Raw genomic sequence first — 13,782 nt, 5'->3', positions numbered from 1 at the left:
ACAGCCGGACGTCAGGCGGCCACTTCGGTACGGTTACGTCCGGCATTTTTCGCCTTATAAAGTGCAATATCCGCCGCTTTTAACCATTCCTGATAATGCACCATCGACGTCGTGAGCGGCGCGACACCGACGCTGATGCAGAGCTTTACCTGCGGAGCGCCCGGCAGGCGCAGTTCCGCCAGCCGTTCATGGACCCGCGACATTGCCGCAATAGCGTTTTCCGCTGGCGTTCCGCTCATGATTACCGCGAACTCATCGCCGCCAAAGCGACCAATCATATCGCTGGCGCGTAACGTCAGTTGTAGCTGACGGGTCACGGCGAGAATCGCCTGATCGCCTACGTCATGGCCCCAGGTATCATTAATGCCTTTGAAGTGATCGATATCGATCAGCAGGATCGTGGCGCTCCGGTGATAGCGACGGCAGTTTTCAAATTCTGTACGCAGCAACACTTCCCAGTGACGACGGTTGTATACCCCTGTCATCCCATCCAGAGTACTCATCAACTCAAGACGGCGCTTATGTTCCACCAGACGGCTGGTTGTACGGAAGCTTACCCAGGCAAATAGCATCGGATAACCAACAATCCCCGGCAGGGCGAGCCAGACCTCAAGCGGGGTACTGATAAAGCCTGCCGGAATGTGCATCAGCTGCTGGGTAACCAGCGCCGCCAGCGCGGTCATCAATGATCCTGTACCACACAGCCTAATCCCCCCCACGCCCATCAGGTTCATGCTCATCATCATGACCAGCGCCGCGGTGGGCATGGCGTTAACGCCCATCAGTCCAATCCATACCCCGGCCATAATGGCATCGACTTTGAGGTTAAACATCTCATTGTGATGGGGATTGGCAGAGCGCATCGCCAGTTGCCAGGCCAGATGGGGCCAGACAAAGGCCCATCCAACCAGCAAAAGCCACCAGACGCCGTTAACCGATTGCGCGGTCAGCACGCTGGCAACAGGGAAAAACAGAAAAGCCAGGCCCGCCGCACGCGGGAGCCGTAAACGACGGGCCAGACGAATTCCTGAGCGATGATGCTCATCCGCCGAAAGCGCCAGATTTATCCCTTCCCGGGCATAGACTTTGCTGTAAATGTTTTCATCATTCATGGTCATTGGGAACACTCAAAAGCATTTTCCCAAATTATAGAAAGGGTTATCTGGCGCTAAGTATGATATTTCGGGTGAGCCAAACGGAACGCTCACCCTTTTGAACTAGCCAGTTTTCTTCAGGCAGGCGCTCATGAACTTACTCCGGTCGTCCCCTTTAAGGGATTGTTGGGTCGCCTGGGAGTTACATTCACGCATCCTTTGTTGTTGCGGCGTCAGGCTTTTTTCGTTGGGTTTAGAGGAGGCGTTTTTCAGGCAATCGCTCATATAGCTCTTACGGGAGTCGCCCTTCAGGTCCTGGGCGGTCGCCTGCTGATTGCAGGTGGTCATACGTTGCTGTTGCGGTGTGAGCGGCTGATCTTGCGCCCCCGCGGGAGTAAGAGAGAACAGGCCAAGGAGCAGGGTCGCCAGTAGTGTGATTTTCATAGCACTTTCCTTCTGTGAATGATCTCCTTAAGTCTGGTTCGTACTGCTAAAAAAACCACCCGCGCCATCGGGATAATTTCGCACAGTGGTTATTTCGGCGTGGCTCATGCCGTCGCTAATAAGCAGAATAATATGTTGGGCCGGCGGCAGCGTCATATACCCGGTACCAGGATAGAGAGAACATTTACAGCATAAATTGTGGGGATAATGTCGCGAGGTAAGCTATGGAATATAACGTGCGCTCTGTTTCACTTATTTTTCCCATTGAGGAAAGATAAAAATAAAACAGAGCGACGACAGGCAACCGGGGTGACGGTTTTTGACAACAACTCAGGTCAAATAATGGGTCAGCTGCGCGGGTGCCGTAGCAGCTTTTTTACGTATTGCTGCAGCATTTCGCTGTCCTGGGCCGGAACCTGTGCATCTGGCCTGGCCTCATCCAGCGCGCCTTCCACGCTTTCGATCAGCGCCTGTTGATCGCTTTGCGCCATCTGTCGTAGCAGGGCGGTAACCACTATTTCCAGCGCTTCAACCTGAACCACAAGCTCTTTTGACTCTTCTTCCTTTTCTGCCAGCTTAACTAACAACTCTGCAATTAGATTTTTCACAGCGCTATTTCCTTATCACGTTTTTTTGCGACGTTATCATTATGATTGAGACTTGCAAAGTGGGTAAAAGTACTATTTTTAAGGAAATCCCACATGGCGCATAAATGCGTTTCTGTACGGCCGGTAAAAATGCGACTTAAATTAAATTTTTCTTTTTTTCTGCGTAACCTGAATTAAATACAAGAACCGCCATTTCACAGGAATGATAATGGCGGCCAGATATCAATATATTATATAGCTACATTAAGAACGGCGGACTTCCTGCAGGCGGCGCTGGCGCATCGCCCACGCCAGTTGCAGAATGTTTACCAGCACCACCACAGCGGTGGCGGCAAATACCCAGCGGAAACCGGCCATCGCCGAGACCGCGGCCCCCATCAACGGACCGGCAACATTCCCCAGATACATAAACGACTGGTTATAACCGAAGATCCGTCCGGTGACCCGATCGCTGGAGTACTTAATCAGCAGGGTCTGTACGGCGGGCAGCATGGCGCCATCCGCAAAGCCGAGTAGAAAGCGCAGCACGCCCAACTGCAAAGGGGTGGTGACAAAGGACATGGCGAAAAAGAGCACCACCGCCACAATAAGCGTCGCCATCAAAATACGCCCGGTGCCTATGCGGTCCCCGAGCTTGCCCAGACGTGGGGCGGACATCAACGCGGAGATCCCCGGCACCGCGGCAATCATCCCGCTGAGGAAGGCGATATTATTGCTCTCGGGTGCCATCGACTGAATAAACAGCGCGAGGATCGGCCCCACCGAGCCGTTGCAAAGCTGGATAACCATGGTGGTGATGAACAGGCTGATCATCAGGCCCGGATAAGGGAGCGAGGCAAAGACCGCCCTGCCGCTCAGCCGCTCCGCCTTGCTGACGGTGGGGCGAACCCCCTCTTTGATCAGAAACAGCGTTACCAGAAAACTTACCACCAGCAGGATCGCTGTGATCAGAAATACCGCGCGCAGACCCACATGGTCTGCCAGAAAGCCGCCCATCAGCGGGCCGCCGATCACGCCGCTGATTTGCGCCGTCGACAGAGTACTGATGGCCCAGCCGCTGCGCTCCCGGGGAACCTGCGACGCCACCAGCGCCATCGCGTTAGGAATATAACCGGAGGTCAGCCCCATCAGCGCGCGCAGCAGAAAAAGCTGCCAGACGTTGGTGGCAAAGGCCTGGAGCAGGATCGCAATCGCCATGCCGAGCGAGGCGCGCAGCAGCATCAGCTTGCGCCCTTTACGGTCCGCAAGGCTGCCCCACATGGGCGAGACGATGGCCGAAACCAGAAACGTGACGCTGAAGGTGAGCCCTGACCACATCGACAACGCTTCGTGCGACGAGACGCCAAGCTGGGAGACATACAGCGGCAAAAACGGCAAAATCTGGCTGATGGCAAGGCCGGTGAAAAAACAACCAAACCAGACCGAAATAAGGTTAACCTTCCACGATTCCATAGGCGAGCACTGTCTTCATATTACGTAAATTCGTTATCAGATTAGCAAGTTACCTTTCACCGGACGTTGTCAGAGATGCGCCCCGCGTCTCTTTGGGGTTTTATCTTCCCAGTCATCATATTTGTGAAATATGTCACATACTTTCCCCTTTTTGCTGGTGATTTATGCTTTGCGGGCAGTAGCCAAACCCCCGCATCCCAAGGTGAAAGTGGTTGGCGTGGGCGGCGTTATAGTCCGGGCCCAGCGCGTTACCGAAATAGCCGCAGCTGGCACTCAGTAGCGCACGCAGCCAGGGTTCGGTGGAGGCACTCTTCCAGCCGCGCAGAACCGAAATTCGCTGACCGTTTTCCAGGGTAAAGCCGCTGATATCCAGCGCCTCGGCGGTGGCATGCTCGCTGCGCCGGGCGTTGGCGCGGTGATAGATATTGCGGCAGGCAAAGCTGCCGAAATGGTCAATGCGCGACAGACCGCTGCCCATCATGGTTTCGGTGATGGGCCGGGCCTGCTGGTTGACGAACAACGCCGAGCTGAGCGCCAGCGGGCAGCTGGCAAGAAAACTGCTGCTAAGACTGACGGAGCCAAAACTACGCACGCGCACCACATCACTCAGCGGACACTCTCCCGTGCTGTCGGCCACCGCCTGGGTGCGGATCAGCTGACGCGCATTAGCCTGCGCCAGCAGCACATCACAATGCTCAGGCGTCAGGCGACGGAGCTTAAACTGAGTCAGGGTACCGGGGGGATCGTCAAGCGTGAGCGGTGCAAACGGATTGTAATAAGACGGCAGCCAGCGGTAGCCCGCAATAGCCGCAGCAATGAGGATTAGACAGATAATCAGGCTTTTTCCTTTCACTCACCCCCCTTCGCAATGTGTCAAAACATTATGGCAGAAGGCGGCGAATCCCGCCGGGCATCGTGATATGGTAGGGGTTTTGAGTCAGAGTGGATGAGTGTACGTGATGGCGAAGTTGCGGGTAGGTATTGTCTTTGGGGGAAAATCAGCAGAGCACGAAGTGTCGCTGCAATCGGCCAAAAATATCGTTAACGCGATTGATAAGAGCCGCTTTGAGGTCGTGCTGCTGGGCATTGATAAACAGGGTCAATGGCACATTAACGACGAGCAGGGCTATCTGCTTAACGCCGACGATCCGGCGCATATTGCGCTGAATCCGTCTGAGGTCAGCGTTGCTACCGTGCCGGGCGTGACGCAGGGCCAGCTTATCGATGCCGGTACCGGACAGACGCTTTCACAGCTCGACGTCATTTTCCCGATTGTCCACGGCACGCTGGGTGAAGATGGCTCCCTGCAGGGGATGCTGCGCATGGCGAACCTGCCGTTCGTCGGCTCCGATGTCCTCGGTTCTGCCGCCTGCATGGATAAAGATGTCACTAAACGCCTGCTGCGTGACGCTGGCCTGAACGTGGCGCCCTTTGTTACCCTGACCCGCGCCAACCGCGAGCAGCACACCTTTGCCGATCTCAGCGCTCGCTTCGGCCTGCCGCTGTTCGTCAAACCGGCTAACCAGGGCTCCTCCGTGGGCGTCAGCAAAGTGAACAGCGAAGCGCAGTTCAGCGAAGCGGTACGTCTGGCGTTCACCTTCGATCATAAAGTGGTGGTTGAGCAGGGAATTAAAGGGCGTGAGATTGAGTGCGCGGTGCTAGGCAATGATTTCCCGCAGGCCAGTACCTGTGGCGAAGTGGTGCTGAACAGCGACTTCTATTCCTACGACACCAAATACATTGATGACAAGGGCGCGCAGGTGGTGGTACCCGCGGCGCTGGAGGCTGACGTTAACGACGCGATCCGTGGAATTGCCATCGAAGCCTATCAGGCGCTGGGCTGTCGCGGTATGGCGCGCGTCGACGTCTTCTTAACGGCGGACAACCGCGTGGTGATCAATGAGATCAACACCCTGCCCGGCTTCACCAACATCAGCATGTACCCGAAACTGTGGCAGGCCAGCGGTCTCAGCTACCCGGATCTGATCACCCGCCTGATTGAGCTGGCGCTGGAGCGACATGCCGCTGACAGCGCCCTGCAGATTTCAGTAAACGGTTAATCCGCGTCGTTCGCCGTCGTCTCTTCCGGGCGACGGCGAATAATAAACCCCGCCAGCCAGAAGCTGACAACCCAGGTCACCAGCCCTACCGCATAGGTCTGCCAGCCTTTCGCTTCGAAGCCCAGCAGCCCCACCACCCCATTCAGAATAAAGATAAGCCCAATAGCAAAGGCGTAGAAATGCCAGTCACGGCGAATTTTGGCAGGCAGTTTCATGGTCGCTCCAGAAGAAAAAATCTATCCTCGCACAGATTTGTCTTCAGGTCTGCGGCCTGTGCGGAAAATCTGAAATGTGCGGGGATTTCACTTAAGTAAAAAATCTGTGATGTGCGGCAAAATTCGACAAACCAGGAGAATTCTCCAGGCCAATTTACCAACATTCCGATATTGACAACAGCCATGAGCTGTCAAACTTGACGTGTACAACAGGCACATAGCCAGTCAGAACACTCGGAGGTATGTATGGCAGATTTTACGATGTCAAAGCCCATCTACAACACCAGGCAACCAAAAACCTCCACGGCAGGAAATATTGCATACGCGCTGTTTGTGCTTTTCTGCTTCTGGGCTGGCTCACAGCTGCTCAATATTCTGGTGCATGCTCCCGGCGTCTATGAGCACCTGATGCAGGTCGAAGAGAGCGGCCGTCCGCGCGTTGAGATTGGGCTCGGTGTCAGCACCGTCTTCGGGTTGATCCCCTTCCTTGTCGGGCTGGTGGTGTTGGGCGCCGTTGCCCTCTACGTGCGCTGGCGCCGTTATCGCTAGTTGAGCGCCATGCACTTCGCCCGGCGATCGTCAACGCGCTGGGCAAACCAGGCTGTCGTCAGATTGCGGGTGATTTTCGGGCTCTCAAGCTGGATCCCCGGCAGCATCGCTCTCGGTAACGCCTTGCCACTCTTCTGCTCCGCCAGTTTAAAGACCTGCTGATAGAGCTCGGTTTTCTCAAACGCAAAGCTGTCACCCTTCTCCAGCTGCCGACGGATCTCACTGTCGCTCATGTCCAGCTTGCCTGAAAGCTTGCGCACCGCCAGCTCCGTCTTCCCTGCGTTACTGCTGCCATAGGCGATCAGATCGCCATCCAGGGCCAGCTTCACCCCACTGGCGCGGCTGACGGCATTCTGGAACGCCGCATTGCGGCTCGCATACCAGCCCGCGTTAAAGTCAGCAAAGCGGTAGAGCGGCACCGTATAGCTGGCGGGGTAGTTCAGCAGATGGTAAGTGCCGAACCAGAGTCCGCCGCGCAGGGAGAAGACCTCCTGGCGAACCGTGTTCTCGATTTTCCACGGATAGCCGTCGGTATGCTTTTCGGCAAAGGCGATACTGACCTGCATTGGACCACCGGTATGTACCGGATTGAGAGAGCCAAACAGCGTCTGTCCCATCGGCACCATATTGATAAAGTCATCGAAGATGGCGCTGAGCTGCTTCTCGGTTTTCACCGTATCCAGCCGCTCGCTGTAGCTCTTGCCGTTTGGCGATTTGATTTTCAGTGCCGTGTGGACCAGAAACACCGGGATGTGGAGTTTTTCGGCGCGACGGTCAATCTCCTTCCAGGCGATTTTATTCAGCCCCGGCACCGCCGGATCGGACTGATACAGCGACTCCTGCTGTGCCACCGCCAGCACCGAGCAGATATTCTCCTCGGTAGGGGCAATCTTCTGGCTCTCAAAGGTTTTCGCCAGCGCCGAGGCCCACTGGTCCCGGTCTTTTACCGTGGCGGGCATTTTTTGCCGCACCACGCTTGCCACGTCGACGGGCTTTTCGCCCTTTTTCAGCGGCGCAGCCCCTTGCTCAGCACACCCGGCCAACACCAGGGCGGCAAGCAGGGATAAGGGTAACGCGCGCGGTACGGTAAAAGACATAACAGCTCCCTGTATCAACTCAACGTATGGGTAACTTCCTGAAGATCCTGACCATCCAGCTCACGTTCAAAACTGCGCAAACGTTTATAGATGGACATCAGCTCCACCAGCGTGGTCCATGAACTGATCAGATACTGGAACGACCCGCGTACCTGACCGAAGACGTTGGTAATTTGCGTCATCAGACCCAGCGTAATCGTACCGGCTACAATCGACGGGAACAGCAGGAACAAACCGAAAACGTTATCCACCTGCAGATAGAGAATGCGGGCAATGTTGAAATACATGTAGTGGAAATAGAGGCGGAAGTAGTTCCGGCGCACCGCGCCAAACAGCTCACGCACCGTTGGCGGCGAGGCGCGGCTGGCATCGTCTTCGCCGTAGACCAGCTCTTTACGGTAGGCGGCCTCAACGCGCTGGTTTTTGAACTCCAGCCCCGGCAGTTTGATCCCTACCACCGCCAGCAGGCCGGTGCCCATCAGCGACCAGACAATCGCGGCGATCACCAGGCCATAGGGCAGATGACCGACAATCGGCAGGTCCGGCACGTGCGCCGACAGTGTGACCAGCACCGGCAGGAAGGCGATCAGAGTCATAATAGCGTTGATAAAGCTGACCCCCATATCCTCAAGCGTGGAGGCAAAGCGCATGGTGTCTTCCTGCACACGCTGGGCGGCACCTTCAATATGGCGCAGCTGCTGCCAGTGGGCCATATAGTGTTCGTTCATCGCGGTACGCCAGCGGAAGACGTAGTGGCTGACGAAGAAGTTATTCATTACGCCAATAACAACGGCGATGAGCGCGATGCCGAGGAACACGCCTACTTCATGATAAAACTGATTGATAGAGACTTTGTGCGGCGCGCTGAGGGCGGTCTGGATCAGGTCATAGAACGGGGCATACCAGGCGTTGACCGCCACGCCCACCTCCACCAGAAACCAGGTGACGAAAATAATCAGCGCGGTGCCGAGAATCGACCAGTACTGCCAGCGGTGCGGCGACCAGACAAACCAGAACAGGGCAAACGCCCCGACGCAGAACGCATAATAGGCGTAGAAGATCAGATAGCTGCGTGACCAGAAACGTGCCGCGCTGATCGGCACATCACCCGTAGCGCCAACCAGACGCTCAAACCAGGCCCCGCCACCCGCCTGCCAGAAAATGACCGCGATCAGAGCCCAAATAAAGGCCGAGAGAAAAAAGGGTCCCGGTTTTGGGAAAAACGACTTAAACATAACGCTTCCTTCTTGTAGTTATCGCTACTGCTGTGGACGACGGATTATCAGACCTGTTGGGCTTGTATTAGTTCGCCGTCAACCGCCACCCGAGCGGAAAAGCCAATGAACCTGGCAGGTATCATAAGCGCAATGTCACAAAACATGAGATCGGTAATAACGAAATTGTTCGTATTTACCCGCGGTTACGTTTTTCACGCTATCGTTATGCTGTTCAGGCCTTTGCATTATGGTGTTTAGTAGTATAAATACGCATACTTTTTCATTCACTTCATGGATACTTTCGTTGAAACGTTGTCTGTTCCTCTCCGCCGCGCTGTATGCGGCCAGCCTCACCAGCGCGCAGGCTGTCGAGCCGATTACCGACCCGGCTTTTGCCTCCGATGTGGTTGATCGCTACGCGAATCATATTTTTTACGGCAGTGGCGCAACGGGGATGGCTCTGGTGGCGATTGACGGCAACCAGCGCGTATTCCGCAGCTTTGGCGAAACGCGCCCGGGCAATAATATCCATCCGCAGCTTGATTCTGTAGTGCGCATCGCCTCCCTGACCAAGTTAATGACCAGTGAGATGCTGGTGAAACTGCTCGATCAGGGCGTGGTTAAGCTCAACGATCCGTTAAGTAAATATGCGCCACCGGGCGCCCGGGTGCCGACATATCAGGGCGCGCCGATTACGCTCGTCAACCTGGCTACCCACACCAGCGCCCTGCCGCGCGAACAGCCAGGCGGCGCGGCCCACCGTCCGGTCTTCGTCTGGCCAACCCGCGATCAGCGCTGGAACTGGCTGTCGACAGCCACCCTGAAATCATCCCCGGGCTCCCAGGCCGCCTATTCGAACCTGGCGTTCGATCTGCTGGCCGATGCGCTGGGCAACGCCGCGGGCAAGCCCTACGCCCAGCTGTTCGAAGAGCAGATCACCCGTCCGCTGGGGATGAAAGATACTACCTTTACTCCGTCACCCGATCAGTGCAAACGCCTGATGGTGGCAGAGAAAGGGGCCAGCCCGTGTAATAACACCCTGGCGGCGGTCGGTAGCGGCGGGGTTTACTCCACTCCTGGCGACATGATGCGCTGGATGCAGCAGTTCCTCTCCTCTGATTTCTACGCGCGCAGCAACCAGGCCGACAGAATGCAGACTCTGATCTATCAACGCAGCCAGTTAAGCCGGGTGATCGGGATGGATGTACCAGGCCGTGCGGACGCGCTGGGCCTTGGCTGGGTCTATATGGCACCTAAAAATGGACGGCCTGGCATTATTCAGAAAACCGGCGGTGGCGGCGGATTCATCACCTATATGGCGATGATCCCGCAATCTAACGTGGGCGTATTTGTGGTGGTAACGCGCTCGCCGCTCACGCGTTTCGTCAACATGAGCGACGGCGTTAACCAGCTGGTGGTGGAGCTGAGCGAGAACAAACCGCGGGTTATCCCGGCATCCTGACGCTAATATTCAGCGGGCAAGTGGTTGATTCTGACCAGCTTGCCCCTGTCCATAGTGATGTAGTTCCCCTGGCGTAGCGCCGCCAGCACTTCTGCCACCACGGAACGCGAAATACGTGTGCGGCGCTGAATGTAGTTCATGACCCCCACCCGCATACGCAGCGTCTCATCCCACTGGGCCATATCCAGCAACGTGGAACGGATTTGACTGTACGAATTGTTGCCCACCAGCTGTTTGTCGCGGATCTCCATTACCCGGTGGTGCCAGGAGAGCCAGCAGAAGGCATCGGACCATAAACCGGCCTGCTGGATCAGCTGGCGGGCCCCGGATGCAGGCAGCCAGAAACCGGTACAGGGGGATTGCGTCACCAGCAGGTATTCGGTGCTGCAGCCCATCATGCCGGCATTCAGCCCGAAGATATAAGGTGCGGTGACAATCTCTATCAGCAGATCGTCCTGCTGACGGTGGATACTGAGCGTGCCCGACTGCAGCACTACTGCGTTTTCATTTTCTTTATCGCAATCCCCGAAGACAGGATGCATTGCAGGAAGCGTAAATGGTGTGCTGTGCGCCGCCAGGCACTGTTCAAGTCGGGAGAACTCAGAAATGGGTTTTGCATAACGGTTCATGAGATCTCAGGTCATCCTTAACTGACGCTATAACAACGGGGAGGCAGGCCTCCCCGCATCAGACATATTACCAGGTGTATTTCACACCCAGATTAGCGCCCCAGTTTTGATCGACATCCCCCCCACCCAAATAGGTGGCATCAGTGTACGCACTGAAGTTTTTGGTGAAGCTGAACTGGGTCCCCAGGCCTACGCGCACCGCAGAGCCTTTCACACCGTTATCGATGTTGTCGCCGTTAACTTTGGCATCTTCACCGGCATCGTCATAAACGTAGGCCAGTTTGAAGAACGGCGTCAGCGCCTGGTCGTCGCCATAACCGAAGGTATAACCTGCATCAATACCGGCTTCATAACGCATGCTGTCGTAAGACTGGCTTCCCACACGCAGGTCGTTGCTCAGGCGGTAGTCGTCCCCGGACTGGAACAGACCGGAAATGGCTGCATAGGGGGTCAGGTAACCGGCAGTGTTCGGTTTCCAGTCGTAACCCAGTTTCAACCCAAAGCCCCAGGCGTCAGTCGTGGTATTGCCATCGACATATTCACCATTGCTCATGTTCGCTGAGAGATCGTTATTGAAGCGCGAATAGCTCAGGGAGCTATCGATGAAGAGATCGTTAGCAAAGCGCGCCGCGGAATAGAGCATTGCGGTCTGGCTGTCCTGATCCACCTGGCCGCTGCGGTCATTCATATCGCCTTTCGCAAAGCCTGCTGCCGCACCGACGATCCAGTCAGCGTTATTACCATCAATATGGGTATCGAGGCCCACCATGATGCCGCTAACGTCCTGATCGTAATGGATAGTGCCGTTATCGCCGTCAAAATTACCGCCGAATACGTTCACCCATGCGCCACCGTTGTCTGCCAGGCCATGACGGCTGTTGGTCAGACGGTTAGCGAGCGCATCCTGCTGCAGATGCCAGATGTTGGTGTTGGCAGATGGAATGCTCAGCGCCATGTTGGCGTAATCAGTCAGACGCTCCTGACGCAGCACCACGGTATCGCCCTGCTGCTGTGCCTGATAGGTGTAAGCACCAAGATCCGCTTTATTGGCTGCGGTGAAGCTGGCCTGCGTATCGGCGTTATTATCGTAGACGCGAATAATTTCCTTATTCTTGTAGTCAGCGACAGAACCCGCGCCGGTTGCGTTATCCAGACGCACTTTATAGTTACCGGACACTTCACCGTTCACCGCCAGATGACCGTCAGAGTTCAGGGCGATCACCCCGTAATCGTAATCAGCCTGGTGGATATCATTGGTGATATAGCGAGCATTGTTCAGATCGGAATTGAACACATAATCACGGCTGGCAACATTCAGCACGCCGCCATCGGTCAGCACCATTTTGTGGGTATCGACCTGGCCCAGACCCAGCGCCAGTTCAGCATGGTTATCCACGGTAATGGTGTTGGCATACAGCGCCGCCGTTTCCTGAGTCAGGGTGGTCCGGCTTGCGCTGTCGAGATAGAGGCTGTCGGTTGCCACATCACCGGAATCGCCAATGTTTATGGTCGACGCGTTGGTCAGAGTGATGCTGTCCGCCAGTAAGCCAGAGCTTTCTACGTTGACCTGCGAACGGTTATTGACGGTCAGCTTGTCAATGTTGGATTGCTTACGGGTATCCCATTCGGAACCGTTATCCAGCGCGACGTTGAACAGACCGCTCTGATAAACCTGGTTGCCCACCAGATGACCATTGCTGTTGAAGGTGGATTCAGGCCAGATGCTGTTTGGCTCCAGGCTACGCCAGTCGACGCTGCTGTAGCCCAGACCATACATCTGAGAAGGCCCAATCGCCTCGACGCTGGAGACGGCTGCGCCGACCCACTTACTGCCGTTGGTAAGGGTCAGATCCAGTTTGTCAGTGCCATCCCAGCCGTTGGTGGTCGGGTTGTAGACGCCGTCAGCGGTGGTATCGGTAGCCGGATCGCCATTTGGATAGAAGTTGTTGTCGAAGGTGCTGGTGAACAGTACATCGCCGCTCAGCGTGGAGTGATCGAAGTTAGCCGTGGTCTGCATGGCGTTATCCGCGCTGCTGGCACTGACGATCAGCGCTGCATCATCCGCAGCCGTGGCGTTGCTCTCGCCGTAATCGCTCGGTTTCGCCGACTGACCGTAAAAACCGTTGGTGCCCAGATCGCTGTAGGCGCCGGAGGTGACAACCGAATCGTTAACCTGCAGGGTATTGGTAAAGACATGGCTGTTGTCTTCAATGCCGGTCACAGCATCATACGGCGTGTTATCCAGCTGCTGATAGCCCTGAGTCAGAGTGATACCGGCCACGTGGGAGTTGTTTTGAATAACGATGTCCGATTCTACGTCGAGGGTAATGGCATTGCCCAGCGCGTAAGTATCCCAGTAACGGGTGGTCGTGCTGATGCCGTCAACGACGTCATAAGCGTAGTGCTCGTAGGTATCGTTGATGGTGGAATTGTCGACATTCAGGCTAAAACGATCGTACTGGTTATGCGTTGTACCATCCGCATTCAAACCGCCAGCACATTCGGTGGTCATGCAACCGGAGGTGATCATACCGTTGACGGTGCTGTTGGAGATTGACAGCGAATTGGCATGCCCGCCCGCGCCATCATCAAGGTAATACGTTGAGATAACGCCGTTTACCGTCGACTTGTTAATGACAGGATAGATATCGTTGTCGTGGGTCGCGCTGGAGTAATTCCAGTCGGAGTAGCCGTTATACCAGGCAGAGGTAGACGTATTATCATATCCAAAAGTGTTATAAGTGCTACCAGAAATATCTTTTGCATTGGCCTGAGAAGCGATAGCCAGCGTACAGGCTAATGCAAGTTGAGATACAACAAATTTCTTTTTCCATGTTTGCATTGGGTCATCCCTCCTCAGGGACGTAAGCAAGTTTGTCCGTAAATACAGTGCAAATATATTGCGAGGAGAATTATGCAGTCGCTAAAGAAAATAGTTCAATGAATGTAGTAATT

At 55.4% G+C, this 13,782-nt stretch carries 13 protein-coding genes; 3 read left to right on the top strand and 10 right to left on the bottom strand.

From position 1 onward, the window contains the following. Nucleotides 1–11: 11 nt before the first annotated feature. From adrA to GNG29_RS04910, 5 genes are all read right to left on the bottom strand, one after another. Nucleotides 12–1,127, bottom strand: coding sequence for a diguanylate cyclase AdrA (gene adrA / locus GNG29_RS04930; RefSeq protein ID WP_290554741.1), 1,116 nt, complete (start codon nt 1,125–1,127; stop codon nt 12–14). Between the two features lie 90 nt (nt 1,128–1,217). Next, the gene (gene psiF / locus GNG29_RS04925; RefSeq protein WP_103178436.1) at nt 1,218–1,538 is read right to left on the bottom strand and encodes a phosphate starvation-inducible protein PsiF; all 321 of its coding nucleotides are present in this window, start codon (nt 1,536–1,538) and stop codon (nt 1,218–1,220) included. A 347-nt stretch (nt 1,539–1,885) separates the two neighbouring features. Then, nucleotides 1,886–2,146, bottom strand: coding sequence for an anti-adapter protein IraP (iraP, locus tag GNG29_RS04920; RefSeq protein ID WP_103178435.1), 261 nt, complete (start codon nt 2,144–2,146; stop codon nt 1,886–1,888). Between the two features lie 243 nt (nt 2,147–2,389). Further along, nucleotides 2,390–3,598, bottom strand: coding sequence for a multidrug efflux MFS transporter (locus GNG29_RS04915; RefSeq protein ID WP_103178434.1), 1,209 nt, complete (start codon nt 3,596–3,598; stop codon nt 2,390–2,392). A gap of 133 nt (nt 3,599–3,731) precedes the next feature. Continuing rightward, entirely contained in the window at nt 3,732–4,451 is a 720-nt protein-coding gene (locus GNG29_RS04910; protein ID WP_103178433.1) for an extensin family protein, read from the bottom strand. Between the two features lie 106 nt (nt 4,452–4,557). On the opposite strand from GNG29_RS04910, the gene ddlA reads away from it, so the two are divergent. Continuing rightward, nucleotides 4,558–5,658 (top strand): D-alanine--D-alanine ligase, encoded by a 1,101-nt coding sequence (ddlA, locus tag GNG29_RS04905; protein WP_156655435.1) that lies wholly within the window; start codon nt 4,558–4,560, stop codon nt 5,656–5,658. On the opposite strand, the gene GNG29_RS04900 is transcribed toward ddlA, so the two are convergent. Further along, on the bottom strand, nt 5,655–5,873 hold the full coding sequence (locus GNG29_RS04900) for a DUF2754 domain-containing protein (RefSeq protein WP_039031465.1): 219 nt from the start codon (nt 5,871–5,873) through the stop codon (nt 5,655–5,657). The genes ddlA and GNG29_RS04900 overlap by 4 nt on opposite strands. 246 nt (nt 5,874–6,119) lie before the next feature. Here GNG29_RS04900 and GNG29_RS04895 point away from each other — a divergent pair, with 246 nt between their 5' ends. Next, a complete protein-coding gene (locus tag GNG29_RS04895) occupies nt 6,120–6,422 on the top strand; it encodes a DUF2755 family protein (protein WP_103178431.1) in 303 nt (100 codons plus the stop codon). Here GNG29_RS04895 and GNG29_RS04890 read toward each other — a convergent pair. After that, a complete protein-coding gene (locus GNG29_RS04890; RefSeq protein ID WP_103178430.1) occupies nt 6,419–7,519 on the bottom strand; it encodes a DUF1615 domain-containing protein in 1,101 nt (366 codons plus the stop codon). The genes GNG29_RS04895 and GNG29_RS04890 overlap by 4 nt on opposite strands. Nucleotides 7,520–7,533: 14 nt before the next feature. Continuing rightward, nucleotides 7,534–8,754, bottom strand: a complete 1,221-nt coding sequence (gene sbmA / locus GNG29_RS04885) for a peptide antibiotic transporter SbmA (RefSeq protein WP_103178429.1) — start codon at nt 8,752–8,754, stop codon at nt 7,534–7,536. 286 nt (nt 8,755–9,040) lie between these two features. Here sbmA and ampH point away from each other — a divergent pair, with 286 nt between their 5' ends. Further along, nucleotides 9,041–10,198: a D-alanyl-D-alanine-carboxypeptidase/endopeptidase AmpH gene (gene ampH / locus GNG29_RS04880; protein WP_103178428.1), complete on the top strand. Its 1,158-nt coding sequence runs from the start codon at nt 9,041–9,043 to the stop codon at nt 10,196–10,198. 2 nt (nt 10,199–10,200) lie between these two features. Here ampH and GNG29_RS04875 read toward each other — a convergent pair whose 3' ends face one another. Together GNG29_RS04875 and GNG29_RS04870 are read right to left on the bottom strand one after the other, a co-directional pair. Then, nucleotides 10,201–10,827, bottom strand: coding sequence for a helix-turn-helix domain-containing protein (locus tag GNG29_RS04875; RefSeq protein WP_156653979.1), 627 nt, complete (start codon nt 10,825–10,827; stop codon nt 10,201–10,203). 67 nt (nt 10,828–10,894) lie between these two features. Continuing rightward, a complete protein-coding gene (locus tag GNG29_RS04870; protein WP_156653978.1) occupies nt 10,895–13,669 on the bottom strand; it encodes an autotransporter outer membrane beta-barrel domain-containing protein in 2,775 nt (924 codons plus the stop codon). Nucleotides 13,670–13,782: the final 113 nt, after the last annotated feature.

This window comes from Leclercia sp. Colony189 (genome assembly GCF_009740165.1).
Taxonomy (GTDB): Bacteria; Pseudomonadota; Gammaproteobacteria; order Enterobacterales; family Enterobacteriaceae; genus Enterobacter.
The sequence above is the reverse complement of the archived record's forward strand: the minus strand, read 5'-3'. Positions and strand labels throughout refer to the sequence as shown.